Consider the following 26,545-nt stretch of genomic DNA (forward strand, 5'->3'; position numbering starts at 1 on the left):
TGTGCTCGCGGGAGCACGCAGTCTCAAGGAGCCCGCAATGACGCGCCCACGTAAAATCATCGCCTGGACCCTGGGCAGCCTGTTGGTCCTGCTGGTGATATTGGTGGTGGTGATCGCCACCTTCGATTGGAATCGAATCAAGCCCACGCTCAACGAAAAAGTGTCCGAGGCCCTGCATCGCCCTTTCGCCATCAATGGCGACCTGGCTGTGCATTGGCAGCGCGAAACGGATGAGGGCGGCTGGCGTGCCTGGGTGCCATGGCCGCGCTTCGTCGCCCAGGACATCACCCTGGGCAACCCCGACTGGTCGCAGAAGCCCCAGATGGCGAGCCTGCAGAAGGTCGAGTTTCGTCTCTCGCCCCTGCCTTTGCTGGCCCAGCGGGTGGTCATACCGCGTATCGACCTGACCGGGCCCGACGTAGCCCTGCAGCGCCTGGCGGATGGACGCGCCAACTGGACCTTTCAGTTCGACGAAAAAGACCCCGATGCCGAGCCCTCCAAGTGGGTCATGGACATCGGTGCCATCGGCTTCGACAAAGGCGTGGTGGCTTTCGACGACCAGACGCTCAAGACCTCGGTCAAGGTGTTGATCGATCCATTGGGCAAGCCCATCGCGTTCAGCGATATCGTCGGCAGCGGTGCGGCCAAGAAAGTCGCCGACCAGGGCGCCAGTGCCCAGGATTATGCCTTCGGCTTCAAGGTCGATGGCCGCTACAAGGACCTGCCGCTGTCGGGGTCGGGCAAGATCGGCGGGCTGCTGGCGCTGCAGGATGCAACACGACCGTTTCCAGTGCAGGTTGACGTGCGCATTGCCGATACCCGCGCAGCGGTTGCCGGTACCCTGACCGACCCACGCAATCTCGGTGCCCTGGACCTGCGCCTGCGCCTGAGTGGCAGCAGCCTGGGCAACCTGTATCCACTGACCGGGGTGACCCTGCCGGATTCGCCTGCGTACGAAACCGACGGGCACTTGCTGGTCAAACTGCACGAGCCCGGCGGCGCGTCGTTCCGCTATGAAGGCTTCAACGGCAAGATCGGCAACAGCGACATCCATGGTGATCTGGGCTTCGTCGCCAGTCAGCCAAGGCCCAAGCTGAGCGGCGCGCTGGTCTCGAACCAGTTGCTGTTTGCCGACCTCAAGCCTTTGATCGGCGCTGACTCCAATACCGAGCAGAAGGCTCGTGGCGGCGCAAGCAAGCAACCCACCGGCAAGGTGTTGCCAGTCGAAGAGTTCAGGACCGACCGCTGGCGTGCCATGGACGCCGATGTCGAATTTACCGGACGCAAGATCGTCCACAGCGAAGAATTGCCGTTCACCGATCTGTACACCCATGTGGTGTTGAACGACGGCAACCTGCGCCTGGAACCTCTGCGCTTTGGCGTGGCCGGCGGCAAGCTGGATGCACAGATCTCGCTGAACGGGCGCACTACGCCGTTGCAGGGCAGGGCCAAACTGACCGCCCGCGGGTTTCAGCTCAAGCAGCTGTTTCCCACGTTCGAACCCATGCGCACCAGCTTCGGCCAGCTCAACGGCGATGCCGACATCACCGGTACCGGTAATTCAGTCGCAGCGCTACTGGGTTCGGCCGATGGCAATTTGAAGATGCTGGTCAATGATGGCGCCGTGAGCCGTGACCTGATGGAGATTGCCGGGCTCAATGTCGGTAACTACCTGGTGGGCAAGATCTTCGGCGACAAGGAAGTGGAGATCAACTGTGCGGCGGCCTCGCTGGGCATCAAGAACGGGCTGGCCAGCACCGATCTGTTCGTTTTCGATACCGAGAACGCGATCATCTACGTCGACGGCACGGTGAATTTCAAGCAGGAACAACTGGACCTGAAGATATCGCCGGAATCGAAGGGCTTCCGCCTGCTGTCGCTGCGCTCGCCGTTGTATGTGCGCGGCCCGTTCGCCAAGCCCAATGCCGGGGTGCAAGCCGTGCCACTGCTGCTGCGCGGCGCGGGCATGATTGCGCTGGGCGCTACCATCGGGCCGGCGGCCGGGTTGCTGGCACTGGTCGCGCCTAGTGGCGGTGAGCCGAACCAGTGCACGCCATTGCTCGAACAGATGAAGTCGGGCAAGGCGCCCAAGACCGTGCCTGCTTCCTGAGAGGGTTCGAGGGGTGCTCCCGAGCGCTGCGACGCGCCGGTTGAACCAAGTCGCGCCCTTCGCGGCCACGGACCGCTCCTACATGGGTTGCGGTACTCCTGTAGGAGCGGTCATCGGCCGCGAAACGGGCCTTGCGGTGTATCAGGTGAATTGAGGCGCGCCCTTCGCGGCCACGGACCGCTCCTACAAGCAGGCGCGGTATTCCTGTAGGAGCGGTCATCGGCCGCGAAACGGGCTTTGCGGTGTATCAGGTGAATCGAGGCGCGCCCTTCGCGGCCACGGACCGCTCCTACATGGGATTGCGGTATTCCTGTAGGAGCGGTCATCGGCCGCGAAACGGGCCCTGCGGTGTATCAGTTGAAACACATCTCCGCTGACGCGGCCGTCAGGCACAAAAAAGCCAGAACCTGAGTTCTGGCTTGGGACTTGCGGCAGGTTGTTACAGCGAGCCGTAGATGTCCGCCATGTCATCGGCGTGTTCTTCTTCCTGAGCCAGGATGTCTTCGAAGATACGGCGAGTGGTAGGATCTTTGTCGCCAATGTACTGGATGATTTCGCGGTAGCTGTCGACGGCGATCCGCTCGGCCACCAGGTCTTCGTAGACCATTTCCTTCAGGCTGTTGCCCGCCACGTACTGGGCATGGGAATTCTTGCTCAGCAGGTCCGGATTGAACTCCGGCTCGCCACCCAGCTGCACGATACGTTCAGCCAGCTTGTCGGCGTGCTCGGCTTCCTGTTCGGCGTGCTCGAGGAACTCATCGGCCGCGACGCTGGCCTTCAAGCCACTGGCCATGAAGTAATGGCGCTTGTAGCGCAGCACGCATACCAGCTCTGTCGCCAGCGAGCTGTTGAGCAGCTTGATGATCTCTTCGCGGTTAGCATCGTAGCCTTCGGTGACCGCACCGTTCTCGACACCTCGGCGCGCACGCGCACGCAGTTCATCGACGGGAGTCATTTTGGAAGTTTCTAGGTCGATCATGTTCGTCTCCAGCTATACGGTTTTGGCCGTCGCGCTCTGTTGCCCCGAATTCGGGGCCCGGCGGGATCGGTACAGAAGTCTCGCTACACAGATGTGAGTCGTGGCGGCGACGAAAAGTTTTATTACAAATGGCCCGGGGAGGGCCTTTCGTCAGCCGCCTGGGGCAGGGTTACGGTGCGGTTTCGTTGAGCTTGCGTTGCTCGCAAGTCATGAAGCCCTTGGTGGCGACGTGGCCAGAGCTGTCGAAACTCACGTAGTAAGGCTGCTGATGGCCTTCACGGGTCAGGATGTAGTTATTGCAGGTGCCGTACATGGAGTTCGCAGTGCCGGCAACGACGGTCGAAGGCGTGCCGCCGATGGCCAGCACCTGTTGCATGGTCATGCCTTTCTCGACCTGCTTGACCAGAGGCGCGTCACGGTAGGTCACGAAGTCCACCGGGTTCTGCACGGTGGTGTTCGATGAACAGCCAGCCAGCGCGGCTACGGCAAAGAGTGCTGCCAAGGATTGCTTGTACATGGGGAGTCGCTCCTTCGATGGGCCGTGAGTGGCCCCGTGATGCTTTGAGCGCATCGACCGCGCGATAGTTCTGAAATCTTTCAGGCAGCAAAGCGTCTGCGGAGCCGTTGAAGACGGGCTGTAGCGGAAAACAAATGACGCAATTTAGCCGGGGCTCGGCATGCGTCCGCCTACTGGCCCTTCGCTCACAACGCTGGCAGACTGCCTGTCCTTTCGAATCGCTCGCTTCTGAGGCTTTATGCCCATGTTTTCTTCGCGTCAAGTGCTGATCGCCAGCTGGATTCTGGTGTTCGGCGGCCTTCTGCTGGTCTTGCCGATGCGCTTGCTGCCGAGCTTGCTGGCTGGCCTGCTGGTATTCGAACTGGTCAACATGCTCACGCCGCAACTGGAGCGACTGATTGCCGGGCGGCGTGCACGGTGGGTGGCGGTGGCGTTGCTGGGCACCTTGGTGGTCAGCAGCCTGGCGTTGCTGTTCGCCGGCGTCATCAGTTTCATCCTGCACGAGGCAGAAAACCCCGGTGCTTCGCTGAACAAGTTCATGGGCGTAGTGGATCGCGCTCGCGGCCAGTTGCCGCCTTTCATCGACGCCTACCTGCCGGCCAGTGCCGCCGAGTTTCGGGTGGCTATCAGCGGCTGGCTGAGCAAGCACCTGAGTGATCTGCAACTGGTGGGCAAGGATGCGGCGCACATGTTCGTGACCTTGCTGATCGGCATGGTACTGGGCGCCATCATCGCCCTGCAGGCGATCCCCGATCCCGAAAACCGCAAGCCATTGGCCGCGGCGCTGTTCGACCGCCTGGCCCTGCTGGTGCGAGCCTTTCGCAACATCGTTTTCGCGCAGATCAAGATTTCACTGCTGAACACCTTCTTTACCGCCATTTTCCTGGCCGTGGTGTTGCCGCTGTGCGGGATCAAGCTGCCGCTGACCAAGACCCTCATCGTGCTGACCTTCCTGCTCGGGTTGTTGCCGGTGATCGGCAACCTGATCTCGAACACGCTGATCACCATTGTCGGGCTGTCGCTGTCGATCTGGGTGGCGGTTGCGGCGCTGGGCTATCTGATACTGATCCACAAGGTCGAGTACTTCCTCAACGCGCGGATCGTGGGCGGTCAGATCAGCGCCAAGTCATGGGAACTGCTGCTGGCCATGCTGATATTCGAGGCAGCGTTCGGGCTGCCCGGGGTGGTGGCGGGGCCGATCTATTATGCCTATCTGAAAAGTGAGTTGAGGCAGGCGCAGTTGGTCTAGGGTTCACTGGCCTCTGCCCGCGAAGAGGCCAGACCTGCCTTACTCGGTGCCGTAGCGCTTGCGGGCCTCGATGGCCAGGCCGCTGCCGATGCTGCCGAAGATATTGCCTTCCACGTGCCGCGCGTTGGGCAGCATGGCCGCCACGCCATGGCGCAGGGCCGGGATACCGCTGGAGCCGCCGGTAAAGAACACCGTGTCGACCTGCTCAACGCTCACGCCTGCCCGGTTCAACAACTCGGACACACTGCCACGCACCCGTTCGAGCAGGCCGTCGATGGCGGTTTCGAACAAGGCTCGGCTCAGCTCCACGCTCAGCCCCGGCTCGATGCGGTCCAGTGGCAGGTGACGACCGGCAGCTTGCGTCAGCTGGATCTTGGTTTCCTCGACTTCCATCGCCAACCAGTGCCCGGCTTTCTGCTCGATCAGCTTGAACAGGCGGTCGATACCGTCCGTGTCCTGGATGTCGTAGCGCATGCTGGCCAGGGCTAGTTGCGCCTTCTGCAGGTACACCGAGTTGATGGTGTGCCAGGTCGCCAGGTTCATGTGGTGGCTGGTCGGCATGAAGGCGCCGCTCTTCATCCGGCTGCCATAGCCGAACAGCGGCATGACGCCCTGCAGGCTGAGCTGCTTGTCGAAGTCGGTGCCGCCGATGTGCACGCCTCCGGTGGCCAGGATGTCGTCCACGCGGTTGTCCAGCGCACGTCGCTCGGGCGCCAGGCGCACCAGGGAAAAGTCGGAGGTACCACCGCCAATGTCGACGATCAGCACCAGCTCCTCACGCTCGATGGTGGACTCGTAGTCGAACGCCGCTGCAATCGGCTCGAACTGGAAGGACACCTCCTTGAAGCCGATCTTTTTCGCCACCTCGGCCAAGGTGTCTTCGGCTTCCTGGTCGGCGGCCGCGTCGTCGTCGACGAAGTGCACCGGTCGCCCCAGCACGACCTGGTCGAACTCACGCCCGGCGTTGGCTTCGGCGCGCTGTTTGAGCTCGCCGATGAACAGGCCCAGCAAGTCCTTGAACGGCATCGCCGTGCCCAGCACACTGGTGTCGTGCTTGATCAGCTTGGAACCTAGCAGGCTCTTGAGCGAGCGCATCAGGCGGCCTTCGTAGCCTTCCAGGTATTCGTGCAGCGCCAGACGCCCGTACACTGGGCGCCGCTCTTCGAAGTTGAAGAAGATCACCGAGGGCAGGGTGATCTTGCCGTCTTCCAGGACGATCAGCGTCTCGCTGCCCGGGCGGTGCCAGCCGACAGTGGAGTTGGAAGTACCGAAGTCGATGCCGCAGGCGCGGGCCGGGGATGCGTTTTTCATGGCAAGGCGGGTCTGTTCAAAAAACGGCCGCGCAGTGTATGCCAGTTGCGTACAGAATCAAGGCCTGCGACCGCCTTGAAAGCGCGCCGGCGGCCCCAACCTTCTAGCCATCGACCGCGCTGTACAACCCACTGTTCACATCCAGTGGCCTGCAGCCGATAAACTTCCCATGCGTTGCCGAGTCCGACCAGTAGGCGCGGGCGGCGCGCATTCGCTCATTGATGGTGATGCTTAGATGGATTTCAAAGACTATTACAAGATTCTGGGCGTCGAGCCGACAGCGGACGAAAAGGCGATCAAGACCGCCTACCGCAAGCTGGCGCGCAAATATCACCCCGACGTCAGCAAGGAAAAGGACGCCGAAGACAAGTTCAAGGAAGCCAGTGAGGCCTATGAGGCGCTGAGCAATGCCGACAAGCGCGCCGAATACGACGAGCTGCGCAAGTATGGCCAGCATGGCCGTCCGTTCCAGGGCCCGCCCGGTTGGCAGGGTCGCGGTGGCGGTGGTTTCCATGAAGAGAACGCAGGCGACTTCTCCGACTTCTTCAGCACCATCTTCGGTAACGGCGGTGGTCGTGGTGATCCCGGTGGCAATCCGTTCGGCCGTGGCGGTCAACAGCGCAGCGCAGCGCGCAAGGGTCAGGACGTGGAAATGGAGCTGACCGTGTCGCTCGAGGAAACCCTGGCCGAGGAATCGAAGAAGATCAGCTTCAAGGTGCCGCAATACAGCGCCGCTGGCCAACGCCTGACCGATGTGGTCAAGAACCTCAACGTGAAGATTCCCGCAGGCGTTGCCGACGGCGAGCGCATGCGCCTCAAGGGCCAGGGCGCGCCCGGCGTTGCGGGCGGTGCCAGCGGCGATCTGTTCCTGACCTTGCGTCTGGCGGCCCACCCTCTGTTCGAGGTGGACGCTCCCGACCTGGTCATCCAGGTACCGTTGGCGCCTTGGGAAGTGGCGTTGGGCACCAAGGTCGCGGTGCCTACGCTGACCGGGCGGATCAACCTGACGATTCGCCCGGACAGCCAGAACGGCCAGCGCCTGCGTGTCAAAGGCATGGGCATGAAGAACAAGCTTGGCGGCCGCGGCGACCTGTTCGCCCAGCTGAAAGTGGTGATGCCCACGCAGGCCGACGAATCCACTCGCGCGGCCTGGGCCGAGCTGGCCAGGCACGCCGAGTTCGACCCGCGCGAGAACTGGGGACGCTGATACCGCTATGCCTCGATGCCGGACCCTTTGCCGGCCGCTGGCATTTTCAGGCTGATGTCGCCGCGAATCGGTATCAGCCCGGGGGTCAGCACTTCGCCGGTATCGAGGCCGAAGCGCAATGGCTGATCGCCGTCCACCAGCTTGACCCGCAGGCTTGGGGTTCCGATCAGATTGGCCAGGCCTGGGGTGCGGCTATAGTGGTTGGCCACGGTCTGGTCGGTCAGCGCCAGCCATTTTTCCTCGGGCTTGAGGCTCTGCAGCGCTTCGATGCGTTTGTACGCGTAGTAAACCCGCAGGCGTTGCTGCAGATGGGGCGCCGGGTTGCTCAGGCCGTCGGTGGACAGGCTGGCGGCGCAGTCCAGGGCTTTCACGCTTATGCCTTGGCGCCGCGCTTCCACCAGCACCTGGCGCAGGGTGTAGCGACCACTGTCCAGGGTGGTGCCACGGTTGTGCAGGTCACGCAGCTTCTTCTCCAGATCGCGGCCCAATATCCCGGTCGCGTGAAAGCGGTCGAGCAGGTCCTGATGCAGGTCCTTGAGCAGGCCTTGCACGTACAGCGTCTTGACCTGCTGGGCCTTGAGCGTGGACATGTATTTGATCAACAGCTGGCAACTGCCGACGGCATTCCTGGCCTCGTTGACCACCACCCCGGTGTTGTTGGCATACACCTGAGTGAAAAACTCTTTGGGCGTCATGGTGGTGCTCACCGCCGGCAGGCGTGGGCTGTGCTGTGGGGTAGAGGTCAGGAAGAAGGTTTCGGCTTCCTTGCCCAGGTTCGTGCGCAACTCGATCAGCTGTGAGCGGGCGGTGCGCAGCACGCTGTCGATGGGCCCGGTCATCAGCTGATGTGCGCCGGGATTGACCAGCATGGCGGTGATGTCACGAAAGCCAGGTGAAGTGTCGAATGCGGCCAGCGCGTCGGTGCTGGCCGCCAGGTTCTCGGGGGCGGTCATGGTGAACAGCTCCCAATGGCCGGTCCAGCTTCTTTGCACGGGGTAGCTGCCGGTGATCTGCTCGGGGGCGATCGGATCGACGATCACCCAGCGCTCCAGCGAGTCGATGTGGGTGACCTGAAAGATCTTGCCCTCCAGGCGAATGTAGTGCTGGCCATCGGGGTTGGTGAACACGCCCTGGTAGATGCCGGTGCCTTCCGGCAATCCGGTCAGGTCTTCATCCGTGGCGATGAGGTCCAGGGGCGAACCACCGGGAGTCACGCGGTCGATCTGAGCCAGGTCAGTGCTGTCCAGGTCGAGCGCGGCGCCCAGCTCCTCGAAGTTTCCCAGCTCGGCGATGGCTTCGTCGCCCACGCCGCGCAACAGCGGCATATCCAGCAGGATGTTCAGTGCATCCAGGATCGCCGCCTTGAAGGCCGCTTGACGGGCCTTGGGTACGGTCCCGTGCACGGCGTTCGCCAGGTGCGTACCAAAGGCTATCGAACCCGCCGCCACGGCCACCAGGGCCACTGCCGGGTCCGCCGGTGCCATGGGCGTGACGATGCGCATGAATGCCTCCAGGTCGACGAGGAACAGCTCCCTGCGCAGTTCGTGATTGCCGTTCAACAGTTGCCTGGCATCGAGCTTGAGGCGTTTGCCCACGGTATCGAACAGCAGGCTGAACACGTCCTTGTCGATCGTCGTCGCGTTGCCGTTGAGCAGGCGCTGCCCGGCTTGCCATGGCGTGGTACGGATGCGCTCCAGGGTCGCCAGCAGCAGGCCCCGCGGTGGCAGGATCGACTCTCCGGGGGTGTCGAAGTGAGCGATCAGGCGCTCACGGCCCTGCTCGTGGGCGGCCGTTTCGGCCACCCAGTCGTACATCTGCTGTTCATTGTGAAAGACCCGGAACCAGGCGGCAGGGATGTACAGGATCTGCGGGCCCTTGCCAGTGGTGATGCGCAGTATGTCGAACGAGGTCAGGTCCCCCAGGGTAAAACTCTTGACCGTTGCCTGGGTGCGAGCCGTGTGCAGCCGTTTCAGGTCCTCCAGGGTCGGCGGTCCTGCGATGGGGCCGGCCAGGGTGTCGAACACTAGCCTCAGCTCCCGATTGCTCAGCGCTCCGCTGTTGTAGGCATTCCAGCTGAAGCTGAAAAACAGGATCTTGATCAGCACGCGGCCGTCATCGGCATAGTCACGCAGGAAGGCGTCCAGGCGCTTCTTGTAGTGGCTGGAGAAATCCGTGGCCCAGAACGCTTTCATGATCTGCGAGGGCGCCAGGGGGACCTGATTGGTTTCGTTGTAGATCCCGGCCTGCTGGACGGTATAGAACCCGGACATCTGATCGAGCAGGTCGAAGTTCACTTGATAGAACGTCTTGAACCGGCGCAGGACCAGCTCCGTGACGGTCAGCGTTTCCTTGGGCTTGCCCATGTGCTGCTGTCCGGTAAAGGCGCGTGGGTTGTTCTGGGCGTTGTCGAAGTCGTGCCAGTAGACGGTGTCCGGATCCAGATCCAGGTGGGTATGGAACTTGAGCAGCTTGATGCCCCAGTCCCGCGCGCACTCGCGCAGGTCAGGGAAGTTCGCGTAGTAGCGGTCGGCAATGGCACTGACGTTTTCGGCCGATAGCGGGGTGGCGCCGGTCATGGTGGAGCTCCTGGATCGAATGGAGCTGCACCATAGAAAATCCGCCGGGGGGTTACGGCCTACATAGTTAGGCTGGCCCTGTCCGGGACAGCCTTGTCGGCACGGCGCATTGAGAACAGGCTTCTTAGAACAGGCCTCTTAGAACAGGAAATAGCGCTGCGCCATGGGCAGCACATCCGCCGGTTCGCACCACAGCAGCACGCCATCGGCCTTGACCTGGTAGGTCTGCGGGTCGACCTCGATGTCGGGCAGGTAACCGTTGTGGATCAGGTCGGTCTTTTGCACCGAGCGACAGCCCTTGACCACCGCGATCTGCTTTTTCAAGCCCAATTGCTCGGGCACGCCTGCGTCCAGCGCGGCCTGGCTGATGAAGGTCAGGCTGGTGGCGTGTCGCGAACCACCGAAACTGGCGAACATGGGCCGGTAGTGCACGGGCTGCGGCGTCGGGATGGAGGCGTTGGCGTCGCCCATGAGGCTGGCGGCGATGGCACCACCCTTGAGGATCAGCGTCGGCTTGACGCCGAAGAACGCCGGCCGCCAGAGCACCAGGTCCGCCCATTTGCCGACCTCGATCGAACCCACTTCATGGCTGATGCCGTGGGTGATGGCGGGGTTGATGGTGTACTTGGCAATGTAGCGCTTGGCGCGGAAGTTATCGTTGCCCTCGGCGTCCTCGGGCAGCGCGCCGCGCTGTTTCTTCATCTTGTCGGCGGTCTGCCAGGTGCGTGTGATCACCTCGCCGACCCGGCCCATGGCCTGGCTGTCGGAGCTGATCATGGAAAACGCGCCGAGGTCGTGCAGGATGTCTTCGGCGGCAATGGTTTCGCGGCGAATGCGGCTCTCTGCGAAGGCCACGTCCTCGGCGATGCTGGGGTCCAGGTGGTGGCAGACCATGAGCATGTCGAGGTGCTCGTCGATGGTGTTGCGGGTGAACGGCCGGGTCGGGTTGGTCGAGCTGGGCAGTACATTGGCGAAGCCGCAGGCCTTGATGATGTCCGGAGCGTGGCCGCCGCCAGCGCCTTCGGTGTGGTAGGTGTGGATGGTGCGCCCCTTGAAGGCAGCCAGGGTGGTCTCGACGAAGCCCGACTCGTTGAGGGTGTCGGTATGAATCGCAACCTGCACGTCGTATTGATCGGCCACGCTCAGGCAATTATCGATGGCGGCCGGCGTGGTGCCCCAGTCTTCGTGCAGCTTGAGACCGATGGCCCCGGCCTTGACCTGTTCTATCAGCGGCTCGGGCAGGCTGGCGTTGCCCTTGCCGGTGAAACCGATGTTCATGGCGAAGGCATCGGCGGCCTGGAGCATGCGCGCCATGTGCCACGGCCCCGAGGTGCAGGTGGTCGCATTGGTGCCGGTGGCAGGCCCGGTGCCGCCGCCGATCATGGTGGTGACGCCGCTCATCAGCGCTTCTTCGATCTGCTGCGGGCAGATGAAGTGGATGTGGGTGTCGATGCCGCCAGCAGTGAGGATCATGCCTTCGCCGGCGATGACCTCGGTGCTGGCGCCGATGGCGATGGTCACGTCCGGCTGGATGTCGGGGTTGCCGGCTTTGCCGATCGCGGCGATGCGCCCGTCCTTGAGGCCGACGTCGGCCTTGACGATACCCCAGTGATCGATGATCAGGGCATTGGTGATCAGCGTGTCGACCACTTCGGCGGCCAGCAGCTGGCCCTGGCCCATGCCATCGCGAATGACCTTGCCACCGCCGAACTTCACTTCTTCGCCGTAGGTGGTGAAGTCTTTTTCCACTTCGATCCACAGGTCGGTATCGGCCAGGCGGACCTTGTCACCGACGGTCGGGCCGAACATGTCGGCATAGGCTTGTCTGGAAATCTTCATCGGTATGCCCTGGAATTCAGTTGTGTATGGACCCTGTGGGGTCAGAGGTCACCCATGATGCGCCCGGCGAAGCCATATACCCGGCGCAAGCCGGCCAGGTCCACCAGTTCCACTTCGCGACTCTGCCCCGGTTCGAAGCGCACGGCGGTTCCGGCGGGAATGTTCAGGCGCATGCCGCGAGCGGCCGGGCGATCGAAATGCAGGGCGTCGTTGGTTTCGAAGAAGTGATAGTGCGACCCCACCTGAATGGGCCGATCGCCGCTGTTGGCCACGGTCAGGCTGAGGGTGCGCCGGCCGACGTTGAGCTCGATGTCGCCAGGCTGGATCCGGTATTGGCCAGGAATCATGAAATAGCTCCTCGAAGCGAAGAAAGACGGTGGTTCAAGCCGAGGCCCGGGGCGGCTCGGCGCCTGGCTGCAGCGCCAGTTGCATGAAGGTCAGGTCCAGCCAGCGGCCGAACTTGATGCCTACCTGGGGCATCTGCCCGGTGGTGACGAAACCCAGGCGCTCGTGCAAATGGATCGATGCCTGGTTGCCGCTTTCGATGGCGGCCACCATGACGTATTTGCCGCCCTCGCGAGCACGCTCGATGAGCGTCTGCATCAGACGCGCGCCGAGACCTTTGCCGCGCTGGTCGTTGCGCACGTACACCGAGTGCTCGACGCTGTAGCGAAAGCCTTCGAAAGGTCGCCAGTCGCCGAAGGAGGCGTAGCCGGTGACCTCGCCCTGTTGCTCTGCCACCAGGATCGGATAACCCTGCGCCTGGCGCGCCTCGAACCAGGCCTGACGGTTGGCCACGTCGACCGGCTTCTCGTTCCAGATCGCCGTGGTGTTGAGCACTGCATCGTTGTAGATCGCGCAGATCCCAGGCAGGTCGCGCTCGGTTGCATCACGAATCATGGCGTGCCTCAGGCGATGGGTTGATGGACGGTGACCAGTTTGGTGCCGTCGGGAAAGGTGGCTTCCACCTGGATCTCCGGGATCATTTCCGGAATACCTTCCATGACCTGTTCGCGGCTGAGCAGGGTGGTGCCGTAGTGCATCAATTGCGCGACCGTCTGGCCATCGCGGGCGCCTTCGAGCAGCGCCGCGGAGATCAGCGCCATGGCTTCCGGGTAGTTCAGCTTGAGGCCACGGGCCAGACGGCGCTCGGCTACCAGGCCGGCGGTGAAGATGAGCATCTTGTCTTTTTCGCGGGGTGTCAGGTCCATGGGTGTTCCTTCAGAATATTGGTTGGCAGTGAGGGCCTCTTCGCGGCCACTGGCCGCTCCTACGGCTATCCGGCGGACCGCCTGTAGGCGTGGCCGGCTGCCGCAAGCAGGTACCCGGCAGATCGCCTGTGGGCGTGGCCGGCTGCCGCAAGCAGGTACCCGGCAGATCGCCTGTGGGCGTGGCCGGCTGCCGCAGGCAGGTACCCGGCAGATCGCCTGTAGGAGCGGTCAGCGGCCGCGAAAGGGCTGGCAGATTCAATCAGGTGCTCCAGATCCGCGGGGCCAGCGCTTCGCGGCCGAGCACGGCCGGGCGCAGCATCTTCCACAGTTCGATCAGCCAGTCGCGCGCATGCAGTGCCTCGTCGGCCAGGCAGCGTGCCACCAGCAGCCCCGGCAACTGGCTCAGGTCGCCGCGTACGCGCGTCGGCAGTGTCCGGCAGCGTTCAAGCAGGGCCGGGTCGATCTCGCCGGTCACCAGCAAGGTGGCGAACACCGGCTTGCCTCCCAGGCCCACGGCCGAGTCGAGCAAGCCATCGTTGCCGATGATGCGCTGGCGTTCATGCCACAGCAGTTCGCCGTCTCGGCGAATTTCCAGCCGCGACTGAAAATGCCCCTGGTCGAAACGCTCGGCTGCCGCCGGGCGCCCTACGGCGACGATGTCCCAATAGAACAACCGGGCATCGCCCTGCAGGTGAATACGGGTATCCAGTTCGGCCTGGGCGGCACTGTAGACGATGGTCTCCTGGGGCAGCCATTCCAGCGTGGCGCCTGCGGCCACATGCAATTCGGTGTTTTGACAGGCAGGGCTGTTGGCGCGGTACCACTTGGCCGCGCCCGGTGTGGTCAATTGCGCCCAGGCGTTGGCCTGCACCTGGGCGCTGATGTCCAGCCGATCGCCCCCGGCGATGCCGCCAGGCGGATGCACGATGATGTGCTGGCACACCTCGGGCCCTTCGGCATAGAGGTGTTTCTGCACCCGCAATGGGCCGAAATGGCGGCGCAGGGTCGGGCGCGTACTGTCGCCGAACCGCGCGTACCCCAGCTCCAGCCGGGCGTGCCAGCTGGGCGTGTAGGGGAGGGAAGTGACGGGTAGATTCATGGCCTTCATTCTTGTTCGGGTCGCGGCAGATTAAATGGTTACCAGGCCGCGTACACCCTCCGATTCCATGTTTTCACCCCGACCCTGCTGAACGATTTCACCGCGCGACATGACCAGGTACTGATCGGCCAGTTCGGCGGCGAAATCATAGAACTGCTCGACCAGCAATATCGCCATGTCGCCGCGCGCGGCCAGTTGCTTGATCACCGCGCCGATCTCCTTGATCACCGACGGCTGGATGCCTTCGGTGGGCTCGTCGAGAATCAGCAGCCGTGGTCGGCTGGCCAGCGCCCGGCCGATTGCCAGTTGCTGCTGCTGCCCGCCGGACAGATCTCCACCGCGGCGGTGCTTCATCTGCAGCAGCACCGGAAACAGTTCGTAGATGAACGCCGGCACTTCGCGAGCCTCACTGCCGGGGAAGCGTGACAGCCCCATCAGCAGGTTTTCCTCGACCGTCAGGCGGCCGAAAATCTCGCGCCCCTGGGGCACGTAGGCGATGCCTGCATGCACCCGCTGGTGTGGCTTGAAGGCGGTGATCGGCTTGCCTTCCCAGGCCACGCTGCCTTGCTTGGCTGGGATCAAGCCCATCAGGCACTTGAGCAGGGTGGTCTTGCCGACGCCGTTGCGCCCCAGCAGGCAGGTCACTTCGCCGATGTTCACAGCGAACGACAGGCCGCGCAGGATGTGGCTGCCGCCGTAGTATTGGTGAAGCTGGTCGACTTGCAGCATAGGTTTTGTCCTTGTTCTTGCAGTGTCCGGGCGGGCCTCTTCGCGGCCGCTGACCGCTCCTACGGTCGATTACCGTAGGAGCGGTCAGCGGCCGCGAACGGACCTCAACGCCCCAGATAAACCTCGATCACCCGCTCATCGGCCTGCACCGCCTCGAGCGACCCTTCGGCCAGCACGCTGCCCTGATGCAGCACCGTCACATGGTCGGCAATCGAGCCGACGAAACCCATGTCGTGCTCCACCACCATCAATGAGTGCTTGCCGGCGAGGGTCTTGAACAGTTCGGCGGTGAATTCGGTTTCGGCATCGGTCATGCCCGCCACCGGCTCATCGAGCAGTAACAGCTGAGGGTCCTGCACCAGCAGCATGCCGATTTCCAGAAACTGCTTCTGGCCGTGGGACAGCAAGCCTGCCGGGCGATCGATCGACGCGCTCAGGCGAATGGTCTCCAGCACGTCGACGATGCGCTCATGCTGCTCGGCGCTCAGCCGCGCACGCAGGCTGGCCCAGACCGACTTGTCGGTCTTCTGCGCCAGCTCCAGATTCTCGAACACACTCAAGGCTTCGAACACGGTCGGCTTCTGGAACTTGCGGCCGATGCCGGCCTGGGCGATCTGCACCTCGCTCATGTGGGTCAGGTCCAGGGTTTCGCCGAACCAGGCCTTGCCCGCGGTGGGACGCGTCTTGCCGGTGATGACGTCCATCAGCGTGGTCTTGCCCGCGCCGTTGGGGCCGATGATGCAGCGCAGTTCGCCCACGCCGATGTACAGGTTGAGGTCGTTCAACGCCTTGAAACCATCGAAGCTGACGCTGATGTCCTCCAGGGTCAGGATGGTGCCGTGGCGGGTGTTCAGCCCCGGTCCGCTGGCCTGGCCCAGGCCGATGGCATCGCGGCTGGTGCCGGCGTCGCTGTTGGGGTCCAGCACCGGTTCGAGCATGAACTCGGCGGTCGCGGTGATTCTCATTGTTCACCCCTTTTCTTCAGCAGGCCGATCACGCCCTTGGGCAGGTACAAGGTCACGATGATGAACAGCGCGCCGAGGAAGAACAGCCAGTATTCGGGGAATGCCACGGTGAACCAGCTTTTCATGCCGTTGACGATGCCTGCACCCAGCAGTGGCCCGATCAGCGTGCCGCGTCCGCCTAGAGCTACCCAGACGGCGGCCTCGATGGAGTTGGTCGGCGACATCTCGCTGGGGTTGATGATGCCGACCTGCGGCACGTACAGCGCCCCGGCGAGGCCGCACAGCACCGCGCTGAGCACCCAGACGAACAGCTTGAAACCGCGCGGGTCGTAACCGCAGAACATCAAGCGGTTCTCGGCGTCGCGCAGTGCGGTCAGCACCCTGCCGAACTTGCTGCGCGCCAGGCGCCAGCCTACATAAAGGCTTAGCACCAGCAGCGCCACGGTGAGCAGGAACAGCACGGCACGGGTACCTTGGGAGGTGATGCTGAAGCCCAGGATGCTGCGGAAGTTAGTGAAGCCGTTGTTGCCGCCGAAACCAGTCTCGTTGCGGAAGAACAGCAGCATGCCGGCGAACGTCAGTGCCTGGGTCATGATCGAGAAGTACACGCCCTTGATCCGCGAACGGAAGGCGAAGAAACCGAACACCAGTGCCAGCAAGCCTGGGGCCAGTACCGCCAGGCACATGGCCCAGAGGAAATGCTCGGTACCTACCCAGAACCAGGGCAGCTCGGTCCACGACAGGAACGTCATGAACGCCGGCAAGCCTTCACCGGCCGCCTCACGCATCAGGTACATGCCCATGGCATAGCCGCCAAGGGCGAAGAACAGCCCGTGGCCCAGCGACAACAGGCCGGCGTAGCCCCAGACCAGGTCCAGCGCCAGGGCGACGATGGCATAGCAGAGGATCTTGCCGACCAGGGTCAGGGTGTAGGCCGAGACCTGCAAGCCGTTGCTGGCCGGCAGCAGTGACAGCAGCGGCAGGGCGACGAGGATCGACAGGATCACGACGCCGATGGCGAGGGTCACTTTCGGCCCGGCTTTCTGCGCAGCAGTGAGCATCAATGGCTGGTTCATCAGTCGATCACCCGTCCTTTCAGTGCGAAGAGGCCTTGCGGACGTTTCTGGATGAACAGAATGATCAGCGCGAGGATCAGGATCTTGCCGAGCACCGCACCGATCTGCGGTTCCAGGATCTTGTTGGCGATGCCCAGGCCGAACGCGGCGGATACGCTGCCGGCCAGTTGGCCGACGCCGCCCAGTACCACCACCAGGAAGGAATCGATGATGTAGCTCTGCCCCAGGTCGGGGCCGACGTTGCCGATCTGGCTCAGCGCCACGCCACCCAGGCCGGCAATGCCCGAGCCCAGGCCGAAGGCAAGCATGTCGACGCGCCCGGTGGGCACGCCGCAGCAGGCGGCCATGTTGCGGTTCTGGGTCACGGCGCGCACGTTCAGGCCCAGGCGGGTCTTGTTCAGCAGCAGCCAGGTCAGCACCACCACGGACAGGGCGAAAGCGATAATCACGATGCGGTTGTACGGCAGCACCAGGTTGGGCAGCACCTGCCAGCCGCCGGAGAGCCAGGCCGGGTTGGCCACTTCCACGTTCTGCGCACCGAAGATCAGGCGAATCGCCTGGATCAGCATCAGGCTGATACCCCAGGTCGCCAGCAGGGTTTCCAGGGGGCGTCCGTACAGGTGGCGGATGACGGTGCGTTCCAGCACCATGCCGATCACAGCGGTAACGAAGAAGGCCACGGGCAGCGCGATCAGTGGGTAGTACTCGATGGCGCCCGGCGCCAGGCGCTGGACCAGCATCTGCACGACGTAGGTGGAGTAGGCGCCGAGCATGAGCATCTCGCCATGGGCCATGTTTATCACACCAAGCAGGCCGAAGGTGATCGCCAGGCCCAGGGCGGCCAGCAGCAGGATCGAACCCAGGGACATGCCGCTGAAGGCCTGGCCCAGGATGTCGCCGATCATCAGCTTGCGCTTCACTTGAACCAGGCTGGTCTCGGCAGCGGTGCGCACCGCCGTGTCCGCTTCGACACCGGGCGCCAACAGGTTTTCCAGACGGGTGCGCGCCAGTGGCTCGCCGGTTTCACCCAGCAGGCGTACCGCAGCCAGGCGCACGGCGGGTTCGGGATCGACCAGTTGCAGATTGGCCAGGGCCAGGGTCAAGGCGGTTTTCACCGTTTCGTCCTGTTCACCTGCGGTCTGCCGGTCGAGCAGGGGCAGTTGGCTGGGCTGCGCCGAGCGTTGCAGTTGCTGCGCGGCGGCCAAGCGTACCTGAACATCGTTGCTCAGTAGTTGGTGGCTGGCCAGGGCGGTGTCCACCAGGCCGCGCAGACGGTTGTTGAGGCGCAACTTGCGCACTGGTTCGATGGCCGCGGCAGTGCCGTCGGCTGCGGTCATCTGGCCATCGGTTTCGATGAACGGTTTTTTCTCGGCATCGGCCGCCACTCGGCCGTCCTGAAGGGCGGTGAGCAAAGCCATCCGCGCCGGCTCGGGCTGCGCAGCCCAGGCTTCCAGCAGTCGAACCTGCTCGGCGGATGAAGCGCCGGTAAAATCACTGGCGTCGTTGGCGCTCGCCACCATGGGCAAGAGCAGAACGACAGCGGTGAAGAATTTGATGAGGGACATGGCAAGTCCTTTGAATTGAAGGCAACACCCGCCCCCTTTGTGGGAGCGGTCATCGGCCGCGAAAAAAAACGCTGCGGTCTATCAGCTGCACTGCGATAGCCCTTCGCGGCCATAGACCGCTCCTACAGAAAACTCGCGATCCACCGTAGGAGCGGTCATCGGCCGCGAAGAGAGCGCTGCGGTCTACCAGACGCACCGCGCCGCCCCTTCGCGGCCACGTGGATCAGTTGCTCTTCACCGCATGATCAGGCTTCTTGTCGTTGCCAGGAATGTACGGGCTCCATGGCTGGGCGCGGATCGGCTCCTTGGTCTGCCACACCACGTTGAACTGACCGTTGTCCTCGATCTCGCCGATCATCACCGGCTTGTGCAGGTGGTGGTTGGTCTTGTCCATGGTCAGGGTGTAGCCCGACGGCGCGGCGAAGGTCTGCCCGGCCATGGCCTCACGCACCTTGTCGACATCGGTGGATTTGGCCTGGTTGGCGGCCTGTGCCCACATGTTGATGCCCACGTAGGTCGCTTCCATCGGGTCATTGGTGACCACGGTGCCGGCGTTCGGCAGGTTCTTGGCCTTGGCGTAGGCTTTCCAGTCAGCAACGAACTTGGTGTTTTCCTTGTTCTCCACCGACTGGAAGTAGTTCCATGCCGCCAGGTTGCCCACCAGCGGCTTGGTGTCGATGCCGCGCAGCTCTTCTTCGCCGACCGAGAAGGCCACCACCGGTACGTCGGTGGCCTTCAGGCCCTGGTTGGCCAGTTCCTTGTAGAACGGCACGTTGGAGTCGCCGTTGACGGTGGAGATGACAGCAGTCTTGCCGCCGGCGGAGAACTTCTTGATGTTGGCGACGATGGTCTGGTAGTCCGAGTGACCGAACGGGGTGTAGACCTCTTCGATGTCCTTGTCGGCGACGCCCTTGGAGTGCAGGAAGGCGCGCAGAATCTTGTTGGTGGTGCGTGGGTAGACGTAATCGGTGCCCAGCAGGAAATAGCGCTTGGCCGCGCCACCGTCTTCGCTCATCAGGTATTCGACCGCCGGGATCGCCTGCTGGTTGGGCGCTGCACCGGTGTAGAACACGTTCGGCGACATCTCCTCACCCTCGTACTGCACGGGGTAGAACAGCAGGCCGTTGAGTTCTTCGAAGACCGGCAGAACTGACTTGCGCGACACTGACGTCCAGCAGCCGAACACCACGGCTACCTTGTCCTGAGTGATCAACTGCCGTGCCTTCTCGGCAAACAACGGCCAGTTGGACGCCGGGTCCACCACCACCGCCTCGAGCATCTTGCCATTGACGCCACCCTTGGCGTTGATCTGGTCGATGGTCATCAAGGCCATGTCTTTCAGCGAAGTCTCCGAGATGGCCATGGTGCCGGACAGCGAATGCAGGATGCCGACCTTGATGGTCTCGGCAGCCTGGATCGTCCAGGACAAACCCATGGCAGCGATCGATGCGGAAAGGGTGAACGCCTTGATCAAGCTGCGACGCTTCATTGTGCAATCTCCATGTACGGAATGTCGTTCCGGTGCGGCAGGTGGGGACTTCTCGCTGGAGTATTGCAAGGGGTGTGCCGGAGTCGCGCAGGGGCGCAATACGTGCCGGTTGAGGTGAGGCAACGCAGCGGCGCGCACCGTGCTGGTGCTCGACTGGCAGGATGGTGCGCAGGGTTGAGTGGTATTGGTGCGCCGGACTACGTGCGCGACCATCAGGCAGATCGCGTGCACCGCCGACGCGGCTTGCGACGCTGCTACGGGATCGCGTGCACCGCCGACGCGGCTTGCGCCGCTGCTACAAGATTGCACGCACCGCCGACGCGGCTGGCGCCGCTGCTGCGGGATTGCGTGCACCGCCGACGCGGCTTGCGCCGCTGCTGCGGGATTGCGTGCACCGCCGACGCGGCTTGCGCCGCTGCTACGGGATCGCGTGCACCGCCGACGCGGCTGGCGCCGCTGCTACGGGATTGCGTGCACCGCCGACGCGGCTTGCGCCGCTGCTACGGGATTGCGCGCACCGCCGACGCGGCTTGCGCCGCTGCTACGGGATCGCGTGCACCGCCGACGCGGCTTGCGCCGCTGCTACGGGATTGCGTGCACCGCCGACGCGGCTTGCGCCGCTGCTACGGGATTGCGTGCACCGCCGACGCGGCTTGCGGTGCTGCTACGGGATCGCGTGCACCGCCGACGCGGCTTGCGGTGCTGCTACGGGATCGCGTGCACCGCCGACGCGGCTTGCGCCGCTGCTACGGGATCGCGTGCACCGCCGACGCGGCTTGCGCCGCTGCTGCGGGATCGCGTGCACCGCCAACGCGGCTTGCGCTGCTGCTACGGGGGCCGCGAATCCCCTGTAGCAGCGGCGCGAGCCGCGTCCGGGCGCACCGCAGATGTATGCAGGATGACTCAGACAGCTTCGACCGAAGGCCGCACCCGCAGCAGCACCCGATCCGCCACCCAAACCAGCACCAAGGACAGGCCCACCAGCGGAAACAGCACGCCCACCGCAACCATCACCCCGACCGCCACCTTCCATCGCGGCAGATCATGGCGCAGCGGCGGTACACCGAGCTTGCCCTGTGGCCGGCGCTTCCACCAGATCACCAGGCCGCTGACCGAACTGAGCAGGATCATCAGGCACACCAGCAGCACGATGATCTGATTGACCGGGCCGAACATCTTGCCCTCGTGCAGCATCACGCCGGTTTCGGTAGCACGGGCGACCAAGCCGTACTGTGCCCAGCGCACATCGGCCAGAACCTGACCGCTGTACTGATCGATGTGCAGGGTCGCGTCGTTGCGTGGGTCGTCGGCGAATACCGCCACGGTGAACACGCCGCTCGCGGTGGTCGGCAAGGCGATGCTGTAGCCCGGCTCCACCTGCAATCGCGCCGCTGTATCGACCACGCTCTGCAGGCTGATCTGCGGCGCCGCCGGGGCATGCACGTGCTCGCCATGAGCCATGTGTTCGGCATGCGCGCCGCTGGACTGTGGCATCGGCGTGTGTTCCATGGCCCATGGCACGGTCTGCCGGTGGGCCTGGTTGAGCCTGCCAGCCTGCTCATCGGAGGTGGGCATATCGTTCCACATGGCGGCGGGAAACTGGTTCCACAGCTGGGCATATTGCTTGCCCCAGAAACCGGTCCAGGTCATGCCGCTGAGCAGCATGACCAGCAGCAACGCCGCGCCCCAGAAACCGACTGCCGCATGGACGTCGCGCCACAGCGCCCGGCCACGGCTGCGCCAGCGCGGCCAGAGCACGCCGCTGGCCGCGGTGCCGCGCGGCCACCACAGGTACAGGCCGGAGATCACCAGCACAATGCCCCAGCCGGCGGCCAGCTCTATCAGCCGGTCGCCGACGGTGCCGATCATCAATTCGCCGTGCAGCGCCCTGGCCACCGCCTGCAGGTTCCACTTGGCATCCTGCGCGCCCAGCAATTCGCCGGTGTAGGGATTGACGAATACATTCAGTTCGCGGCCATCGGCATGGACCACGAACTGAGCGCTGCGCTCGGCGGTGCTGGGCGGCAGGTACTGGCCGATGGCACCACGCGGGTAGGCGTTGTGGGTTCGCACCAGCAATTCATCGGCGCTCAGGCGCTGTTCGGCCACCGGCACCACCAGCAGGTCACGGTACATCCAAGGGTCCAGCTGTGGCTTGAACAGGTAGATGATTCCGGTCAGCGCCAGCAGGATCATGAACGGCGCGACGAACAGCCCGGCGTAGAAATGCCAACGCCAGGCAAGGTTGTAGAAAGAGGTTTTCATGGAGAAGGCGTGTTCCGACTTATCGTGTACTCAACAAGGCCCATGCGCTGCCCGTTCCCTTCCACAGGTCAACCGCGCTACCGCGCGGGAGCGAGCCTTGCCTGCGAAGACATTCGCAGGATCAGCAACGCCCACTGTGGGAGCGGGGCGGGCGGCGAGCCATCTACCCGCGAAGAGGCCCGCGTTGACAACGCACAAGCGTGTGTATGTTTGGCGTGGAAGCTCAAACCAACGCAGGCGGCGCTCGCGTGCGCGCGCCGAGGAACACCGCCTGTGTAGCGTGCCCCGCGCGGGGCTCGGCCATGAATACACTGTGCGGGCGCTGCGCATTCGCCCCCGCAATGGCCAGCGCCTGAGGCAGCGCTGGGCAATGGAAGAACAGGCTGCAATAACCGCACTTTTCCATCAGCACGTGCAGGTCGCTGCTGCCCGCGGCGCTGCCGTGATGCTCGCCATGAGCCTGGTGGTCCATGGCGGGCATGTCCATGACGGGCACGGCGCTGCCCAGCGCCACACTGGACATCCTGTGGTCCATCGGCATGGATTGGGAAATCAGCGGGCCGATGAATATCATCAGCATCGCGAACAGGCTGATCCAGCTGGCGCGCGCCTTGGCAGACGGCGTGGAAGGAGGGCGCTTGGCGCTCAGCGCATTCATTCAGTCAATGCGCATGCTCGGTGGCCTCGTCCTGCGCGGGTGCCTGCTTGAGCACCTGTACCTCCACCACGAAATCACCGGCCTTGGCAAAGTGCAGCGTCACGGGAAAGTGCTGGCCGGCCTGCAATGGGCTGCTCAGTTTGAGATCCAGCAGCATCACGTGAAACGCCATCGGCGCGAAGACCGCGTGGCCGCTCGCCGGAACGGTGACACCCTGGACCTGCTGCATTTTCATCATGCCGTCCTGGTTGATGTGTTGATGCAGCTGCGCCTCTGCGGCGATGGGCGTGTCGACGCTGGTCAGCGTGTCGTCGTCGAGCCCGCGGTTGCGCAGCTCGAAGTACACCGCCGCTGTCGGCGAGCCGGGTGGCAGTTCCTGGGACCAGGGTTCGACGATGAGCAGGTCACCCGCCTTGTATTGGCGGACGTCGCCTTGCGCGGCGGCAGCGAGCAGCATGAGCACACAGGCAGACCAGAAACTTTTCATCGCAGACACCCCGATACGAAAGCCGGCATTGTAGCAGCGGCGCGAGCCGCGACGGCGGCATACGCAATAAATCTGGTCCACCGCGCAAACCGCATCATCAGGCACCGCAATACCCTGTAGCATCGGCGCAAGCCGCATCATCAGGCACCGCAATACCCTGTAGCAGCGGCGCAAGCCGCGTCATCAGGCGCCGCGATTCATCTGCACCAGCAATGAGGCCGCATCCATGAACATGCGATCCACCGCGGGCAGCGCCGGGCGCTTGAGCACCAACACCGGCAACCCCATCTCCCGCGCCACCTGCAGCTTGGGTTCGGTCGCGCCGCTGCCGCTGTTCTTGCTGATCAGCACGTCGATGCTGCGCTGGGCGAACAAGGCGCGTTCGTCGTCCAGACAAAAGGGACCACGGGCGCCGATGACCTCGCATTGCGCCGTGCCTGGGTAGGGGTCCAGCGCCCGCAGGGTCCAATACTGATGCGGCGGGATCTCGTGGAGGTGCTGCAGAGGTTCGCGACCCAGGGTAAACAGCGGTCGCTGGAATGGTGCCAGCGCCTGCACCAGTTCAGCCCAGTCGACCACCTCTCTCCAGTCGTCACCCGCCTGAGGCGCCCAGGCCGGACGGCGCAAGGCCCAGCACTTGATGCCGGCCAGGCCCGCCGCCTTCGCCGCATTGGCGCTGATCTGCGCCGCATAGGGATGAGTCGCGTCCACCAGCAGCGTAATGCCTTCGCCACGAATGTAGGCTGCCAGCCCTTCGGCACCGCCATACCCACCGACGCGCACCTGACAGCGCAGGTCGGTCGGCACGCGGCCCACGCCCGCCAGGCTGTAGACATGTTCAGGCCCCAGGGTCCGCGCGATCGCCAGGCCCTCGGTCACGCCACCCAGCAGCAGGATGCGCTTCATGGACTCACCCCCGCCTGCCCGACGATCCCGCCCTGGCGATCGATGGCGAACACCTCCACCTGAACCCGATCCTGTACCACGCTGCAAGCGAATTGCCAGGCATGGCGGCAGACCTCATCGCCCAGCTTCACGCCCTCGGCATGGGCCAGGGCCAAGGCTTGCTGGCTGGTGTTGGCCGCGCGAATCCGCGTTTGCAGGTCACTGCCTGCGCCGACGTCGCTGGCCCAACCCGCCAGCTGTGCCAGATCGATACTCGAATGACGACTGTGCAGGTCCATGTGTCCGGCCGCCAGCTTGCTGATCTTGCCGAAACCGCCGCACAGGCTGAGTTTGTCCACGGGCACCTTGCGCAGATGTTTGAGTACCGCACCGACGAAGTCGCCCATCTCGATCAGGGCGATCTCGGGCAACGCGTAGACCTGGCGCATGGTGTCCTCGCTGGCGTTGCCGGTGCACGCGGCGATGTGCCGGTAGCCGTTGGTGGTCGCCACATCAATGCCTTGATGAATGGAGGCGATGTAAGCGGCGCACGAGAACGGCCGCACGATACCGCTGGTGCCCAGGATCGACAGCCCGCCGAGGATGCCCAGGCGCGGGTTCATGGTCTTGAGCGCCAGGCCAGCGCCGTTCTCGACGTTGACGGTGACCTCGAAGCCGCCGCCGTAGCCATGTTCCTCGGCCAAGCGCGCCAGGTGCTCGCCGATCATCCGCCGCGGCACCGGATTGATCGCCGGTTCACCGACACCCAGCACCAGCCCTGGCCGGGTGACCGTGCCTACGCCGACGCCAGCCACGAAATGGATGCCGGGCTCATCGAGCAGGCGCACCTGGGTGTACAGCAAGGCGCCGTGGGTCACATCCGGATCATCGCCGCCATCCTTGAGCGTACCGGCTTCAGCGCCGTCGGCATTCAGCCGGCAGAACTCCAGGCGCATCGACACCTGCTTGCCCTTGGGCAACACGATATGCACCGCATCGCTGGCGCCACCGCCGAGCAACAGGCGCGCGGCGGCCAGGCTGGTGGCCGTGGCGCAACTGCCGGTGGTCAGGCCGCTGCGCAGTGGTGCCGGCTGTTCCGCTGTTTCTTCACGCATCGAGGGGTTTGACCGCTTCGAGCAGGGTGATCGGCAACGCCTGGCGCCAGGTGTCGAACTCGCCCAACGGGCAGGCCTGGGCAATGTGCAGGCGGGTCAGTTCGCCGCCGTGGTGCTCGCGCCACTGCACCAGCGCCAGTTCGCTTTGCAGCGTGACCGCGTTGGCCACCAGACGGCCACCGGGTTTGAGCGCCGTCCAGCAGTCGGCCAGGACGTTTTCGCGGGTGACGCCACCGCCGATGAAGATCGCGTCAGGCGTGGCCAGCCCGGCCAGGGCCTGCGGCGCCCGACCGCGCACCAGCTGCAGGCCTGGCACGCCGAGGGCATCGCGGTTGTGTTCGATCAAGGCCTGGCGGCCCTCGTCGGATTCGACCGCGATGGCGCGGCAACTGCGGTGGGCACGCATCCACTCGATGCCGATCGAGCCACAGCCGGCACCGACGTCCCACAGCAACTCGCCCGGCTGGGGTGCCAGGCGTGCCAGGGTCACCGCGCGAATGTCACGCTTGGTCAGTTGGCCATCGTGGCGAAAGGCAGTGTCGGGCAGGCCGGCCAGGGGAGACAGCCGCGGAGCGTCCGGGCTTGCCTGGCATTCGAGGGCGATCAGGTTGAGCGCGGCGATCTCGCTGAAATCATCGTTGGCGGTACCGTCGATACGACGTTCGCCGGGCCCCCCCAGGTGTTCGAGCACGGTCATGCGGCTGGCACCGAAGCCGCGCTCGCGCAGCGACCGTGCAACGGCTTGCGGGCTTGCCCCGTCGTTGCTCAAGACCAACAGGCGCTGGCCGCTGTACAGGTGTGCCGCCAGCGCCGCGACCGGACGGGCGACCACCGACAGGGTCACCACGTCTTGCAGGGCCCAGCCCAGACGAGCAGCGGCCAGAGAGTAGGAGGACGGCGAGGGCAATACGTGCATCTGCGCAGCCGGGACCTGCCGCGCCAGGCTCGCGCCGACGCCATAGAGCATCGGATCACCGCTGGCCAGCACGCAGACCGCCTCGCCGGGCTCGGACAGTACCGCATCGAGGCTGAACGGACTGGGCCAGGCGACGCGGGTACCGACGATGCAGCGCGGCAGCAGTTCGAGCTGGCGTGGCGAGCCGACGATGCGCCGCGCGCTCAACAACGCACGTCGCGCCTGTTTGCCCAGGCCCGCAAATCCGTCTTCACCGATACCTACCAGGGTCAGCCAGGCCGACATGAATATTCCTCA

General features: G+C 64.2%; 23 protein-coding genes. 3 read left to right on the forward strand and 20 right to left on the reverse strand.

Annotated elements, in window-relative coordinates:
* Nucleotides 1-37: 37 nt before the first annotated feature.
* A complete protein-coding gene (locus IFT80_RS11780) occupies nucleotides 38-2,110 on the forward strand; it encodes an AsmA family protein (RefSeq protein ID WP_192137603.1) in 2,073 nt (690 codons plus the stop codon).
* A gap of 439 nt (nucleotides 2,111-2,549) precedes the next feature.
* On the opposite strand, the gene IFT80_RS11785 is transcribed toward IFT80_RS11780, so the two are convergent.
* A complete protein-coding gene (locus tag IFT80_RS11785) occupies nucleotides 2,550-3,089 on the reverse strand; it encodes a ferritin-like domain-containing protein (protein ID WP_192055731.1) in 540 nt (179 codons plus the stop codon).
* Between the two features lie 169 nt (nucleotides 3,090-3,258).
* Nucleotides 3,259-3,606 (reverse strand): osmotically-inducible lipoprotein OsmE, encoded by a 348-nt coding sequence (gene osmE, locus IFT80_RS11790; protein ID WP_122480337.1) that lies wholly within the window; start codon nucleotides 3,604-3,606, stop codon nucleotides 3,259-3,261.
* Nucleotides 3,607-3,844: 238 nt separating this feature from the next.
* Between osmE and IFT80_RS11795 the strand changes: the two genes are divergently transcribed.
* Nucleotides 3,845-4,855 (forward strand): AI-2E family transporter, encoded by a 1,011-nt coding sequence (locus tag IFT80_RS11795; RefSeq protein ID WP_122480336.1) that lies wholly within the window; start codon nucleotides 3,845-3,847, stop codon nucleotides 4,853-4,855.
* 39 nt (nucleotides 4,856-4,894) lie between these two features.
* Here the strand turns inward: IFT80_RS11795 and IFT80_RS11800 are convergent, their stop codons facing one another.
* The gene (locus IFT80_RS11800) at nucleotides 4,895-6,166 is read right to left on the reverse strand and encodes an Hsp70 family protein (protein WP_192137604.1); all 1,272 of its coding nucleotides are present in this window, start codon (nucleotides 6,164-6,166) and stop codon (nucleotides 4,895-4,897) included.
* A gap of 235 nt (nucleotides 6,167-6,401) precedes the next feature.
* Between IFT80_RS11800 and IFT80_RS11805 the strand changes: the two genes are divergently transcribed.
* On the forward strand, nucleotides 6,402-7,373 hold the full coding sequence (locus IFT80_RS11805; protein ID WP_192137605.1) for a DnaJ C-terminal domain-containing protein: 972 nt from the start codon (nucleotides 6,402-6,404) through the stop codon (nucleotides 7,371-7,373).
* 5 nt (nucleotides 7,374-7,378) lie between these two features.
* Here IFT80_RS11805 and IFT80_RS11810 read toward each other — a convergent pair whose 3' ends face one another.
* From IFT80_RS11810 to cbiE, 17 genes are all read right to left on the reverse strand, one after another.
* Nucleotides 7,379-9,949 carry a membrane-targeted effector domain-containing toxin gene (locus IFT80_RS11810; protein ID WP_192137606.1) on the reverse strand — a complete coding sequence of 857 codons (2,571 nt, stop codon included), beginning with the start codon at nucleotides 9,947-9,949 and terminating at the stop codon, nucleotides 7,379-7,381.
* A 138-nt stretch (nucleotides 9,950-10,087) separates the two neighbouring features.
* Entirely contained in the window at nucleotides 10,088-11,788 is a 1,701-nt protein-coding gene (gene ureC, locus IFT80_RS11815) for an urease subunit alpha (RefSeq protein ID WP_192137607.1), read from the reverse strand.
* A gap of 41 nt (nucleotides 11,789-11,829) precedes the next feature.
* Nucleotides 11,830-12,135 carry an urease subunit beta gene (locus IFT80_RS11820; protein ID WP_122480331.1) on the reverse strand — a complete coding sequence of 102 codons (306 nt, stop codon included), beginning with the start codon at nucleotides 12,133-12,135 and terminating at the stop codon, nucleotides 11,830-11,832.
* Nucleotides 12,136-12,169: 34 nt separating this feature from the next.
* On the reverse strand, nucleotides 12,170-12,688 hold the full coding sequence (locus IFT80_RS11825) for a GNAT family N-acetyltransferase (RefSeq protein ID WP_192137608.1): 519 nt from the start codon (nucleotides 12,686-12,688) through the stop codon (nucleotides 12,170-12,172).
* 8 nt (nucleotides 12,689-12,696) lie between these two features.
* A complete protein-coding gene (locus IFT80_RS11830; RefSeq protein ID WP_049861996.1) occupies nucleotides 12,697-12,999 on the reverse strand; it encodes an urease subunit gamma in 303 nt (100 codons plus the stop codon).
* A 259-nt stretch (nucleotides 13,000-13,258) separates the two neighbouring features.
* Nucleotides 13,259-14,098: an urease accessory protein UreD gene (locus tag IFT80_RS11835; RefSeq protein ID WP_192137609.1), complete on the reverse strand. Its 840-nt coding sequence runs from the start codon at nucleotides 14,096-14,098 to the stop codon at nucleotides 13,259-13,261.
* A gap of 30 nt (nucleotides 14,099-14,128) precedes the next feature.
* On the reverse strand, nucleotides 14,129-14,827 hold the full coding sequence (gene urtE, locus IFT80_RS11840; protein WP_122480328.1) for an urea ABC transporter ATP-binding subunit UrtE: 699 nt from the start codon (nucleotides 14,825-14,827) through the stop codon (nucleotides 14,129-14,131).
* A 104-nt stretch (nucleotides 14,828-14,931) separates the two neighbouring features.
* Nucleotides 14,932-15,792 carry an urea ABC transporter ATP-binding protein UrtD gene (gene urtD, locus IFT80_RS11845; protein ID WP_192055723.1) on the reverse strand — a complete coding sequence of 287 codons (861 nt, stop codon included), beginning with the start codon at nucleotides 15,790-15,792 and terminating at the stop codon, nucleotides 14,932-14,934.
* Nucleotides 15,789-16,868, reverse strand: coding sequence for an urea ABC transporter permease subunit UrtC (urtC, locus tag IFT80_RS11850; protein WP_192137610.1), 1,080 nt, complete (start codon nucleotides 16,866-16,868; stop codon nucleotides 15,789-15,791). Before urtC ends, urtD begins: the two co-directional genes overlap by 4 nt.
* Entirely contained in the window at nucleotides 16,868-18,433 is a 1,566-nt protein-coding gene (gene urtB / locus IFT80_RS11855; protein ID WP_192059100.1) for an urea ABC transporter permease subunit UrtB, read from the reverse strand. The genes urtC and urtB overlap by 1 nt, the downstream gene beginning before the upstream one ends.
* A 223-nt stretch (nucleotides 18,434-18,656) precedes the next feature.
* A complete protein-coding gene (gene urtA / locus IFT80_RS11860; protein ID WP_122480324.1) occupies nucleotides 18,657-19,922 on the reverse strand; it encodes an urea ABC transporter substrate-binding protein in 1,266 nt (421 codons plus the stop codon).
* Nucleotides 19,923-20,825: 903 nt separating this feature from the next.
* On the reverse strand, nucleotides 20,826-22,187 hold the full coding sequence (locus tag IFT80_RS11865) for a PepSY-associated TM helix domain-containing protein (RefSeq protein ID WP_192137611.1): 1,362 nt from the start codon (nucleotides 22,185-22,187) through the stop codon (nucleotides 20,826-20,828).
* Nucleotides 22,188-22,410: 223 nt separating this feature from the next.
* A complete protein-coding gene (locus IFT80_RS11870; RefSeq protein ID WP_192102911.1) occupies nucleotides 22,411-22,845 on the reverse strand; it encodes a DUF2946 domain-containing protein in 435 nt (144 codons plus the stop codon).
* Nucleotides 22,846-22,849: 4 nt separating this feature from the next.
* On the reverse strand, nucleotides 22,850-23,332 hold the full coding sequence (locus tag IFT80_RS11875) for a copper chaperone PCu(A)C (RefSeq protein WP_122480657.1): 483 nt from the start codon (nucleotides 23,330-23,332) through the stop codon (nucleotides 22,850-22,852).
* 183 nt (nucleotides 23,333-23,515) lie between these two features.
* Nucleotides 23,516-24,238, reverse strand: coding sequence for a cobalt-precorrin-6A reductase (locus IFT80_RS11880; RefSeq protein WP_192137612.1), 723 nt, complete (start codon nucleotides 24,236-24,238; stop codon nucleotides 23,516-23,518).
* Nucleotides 24,235-25,332: a cobalt-precorrin-5B (C(1))-methyltransferase gene (locus IFT80_RS11885; RefSeq protein WP_192059108.1), complete on the reverse strand. Its 1,098-nt coding sequence runs from the start codon at nucleotides 25,330-25,332 to the stop codon at nucleotides 24,235-24,237. The genes IFT80_RS11880 and IFT80_RS11885 overlap by 4 nt, the downstream gene beginning before the upstream one ends.
* Nucleotides 25,325-26,533, reverse strand: coding sequence for a precorrin-6y C5,15-methyltransferase (decarboxylating) subunit CbiE (cbiE, locus tag IFT80_RS11890; protein ID WP_192102915.1), 1,209 nt, complete (start codon nucleotides 26,531-26,533; stop codon nucleotides 25,325-25,327). The genes IFT80_RS11885 and cbiE overlap by 8 nt, the downstream gene beginning before the upstream one ends.
* Nucleotides 26,534-26,545 lie beyond the last annotated feature (12 nt).

Source organism: Pseudomonas sp. CFBP 8771 (assembly GCF_014841695.1).
Classification (GTDB): Bacteria; Pseudomonadota; Gammaproteobacteria; order Pseudomonadales; family Pseudomonadaceae; genus Aquipseudomonas; species Aquipseudomonas baltica.

Coding starts and splice junctions, on each gene's coding strand:
- urtA (WP_122480324.1), bottom strand. CDS start 19,922: ATGAAGCGTCGCAGCTTGATCAAGGCGTTCACCCTTTCCGCATCGATC.
- IFT80_RS11785 (WP_192055731.1), bottom strand. CDS start 3,089: ATGATCGACCTAGAAACTTCCAAAATGACTCCCGTCGATGAACTGCGT.
- urtE (WP_122480328.1), bottom strand. CDS start 14,827: ATGCTGCAAGTCGACCAGCTTCACCAATACTACGGCGGCAGCCACATC.
- IFT80_RS11820 (WP_122480331.1), bottom strand. CDS start 12,135: ATGATTCCTGGCCAATACCGGATCCAGCCTGGCGACATCGAGCTCAAC.
- IFT80_RS11885 (WP_192059108.1), bottom strand. CDS start 25,332: ATGCGTGAAGAAACAGCGGAACAGCCGGCACCACTGCGCAGCGGCCTG.
- IFT80_RS11780 (WP_192137603.1), top strand. CDS start 38: ATGACGCGCCCACGTAAAATCATCGCCTGGACCCTGGGCAGCCTGTTG.
- urtC (WP_192137610.1), bottom strand. CDS start 16,868: ATGAACCAGCCATTGATGCTCACTGCTGCGCAGAAAGCCGGGCCGAAA.
- IFT80_RS11875 (WP_122480657.1), bottom strand. CDS start 23,332: ATGAAAAGTTTCTGGTCTGCCTGTGTGCTCATGCTGCTCGCTGCCGCC.
- IFT80_RS11810 (WP_192137606.1), bottom strand. CDS start 9,949: ATGACCGGCGCCACCCCGCTATCGGCCGAAAACGTCAGTGCCATTGCC.
- IFT80_RS11795 (WP_122480336.1), top strand. CDS start 3,845: ATGCCCATGTTTTCTTCGCGTCAAGTGCTGATCGCCAGCTGGATTCTG.
- osmE (WP_122480337.1), bottom strand. CDS start 3,606: ATGTACAAGCAATCCTTGGCAGCACTCTTTGCCGTAGCCGCGCTGGCT.
- cbiE (WP_192102915.1), bottom strand. CDS start 26,533: ATGTCGGCCTGGCTGACCCTGGTAGGTATCGGTGAAGACGGATTTGCG.
- IFT80_RS11870 (WP_192102911.1), bottom strand. CDS start 22,845: ATGAATGCGCTGAGCGCCAAGCGCCCTCCTTCCACGCCGTCTGCCAAG.
- IFT80_RS11825 (WP_192137608.1), bottom strand. CDS start 12,688: ATGATTCGTGATGCAACCGAGCGCGACCTGCCTGGGATCTGCGCGATC.
- urtD (WP_192055723.1), bottom strand. CDS start 15,792: ATGAGAATCACCGCGACCGCCGAGTTCATGCTCGAACCGGTGCTGGAC.
- IFT80_RS11800 (WP_192137604.1), bottom strand. CDS start 6,166: ATGAAAAACGCATCCCCGGCCCGCGCCTGCGGCATCGACTTCGGTACT.
- urtB (WP_192059100.1), bottom strand. CDS start 18,433: ATGTCCCTCATCAAATTCTTCACCGCTGTCGTTCTGCTCTTGCCCATG.
- IFT80_RS11805 (WP_192137605.1), top strand. CDS start 6,402: ATGGATTTCAAAGACTATTACAAGATTCTGGGCGTCGAGCCGACAGCG.
- IFT80_RS11830 (WP_049861996.1), bottom strand. CDS start 12,999: ATGGACCTGACACCCCGCGAAAAAGACAAGATGCTCATCTTCACCGCC.
- ureC (WP_192137607.1), bottom strand. CDS start 11,788: ATGAAGATTTCCAGACAAGCCTATGCCGACATGTTCGGCCCGACCGTC.
- IFT80_RS11865 (WP_192137611.1), bottom strand. CDS start 22,187: ATGAAAACCTCTTTCTACAACCTTGCCTGGCGTTGGCATTTCTACGCC.
- IFT80_RS11880 (WP_192137612.1), bottom strand. CDS start 24,238: ATGAAGCGCATCCTGCTGCTGGGTGGCGTGACCGAGGGCCTGGCGATC.
- IFT80_RS11835 (WP_192137609.1), bottom strand. CDS start 14,098: ATGAATCTACCCGTCACTTCCCTCCCCTACACGCCCAGCTGGCACGCC.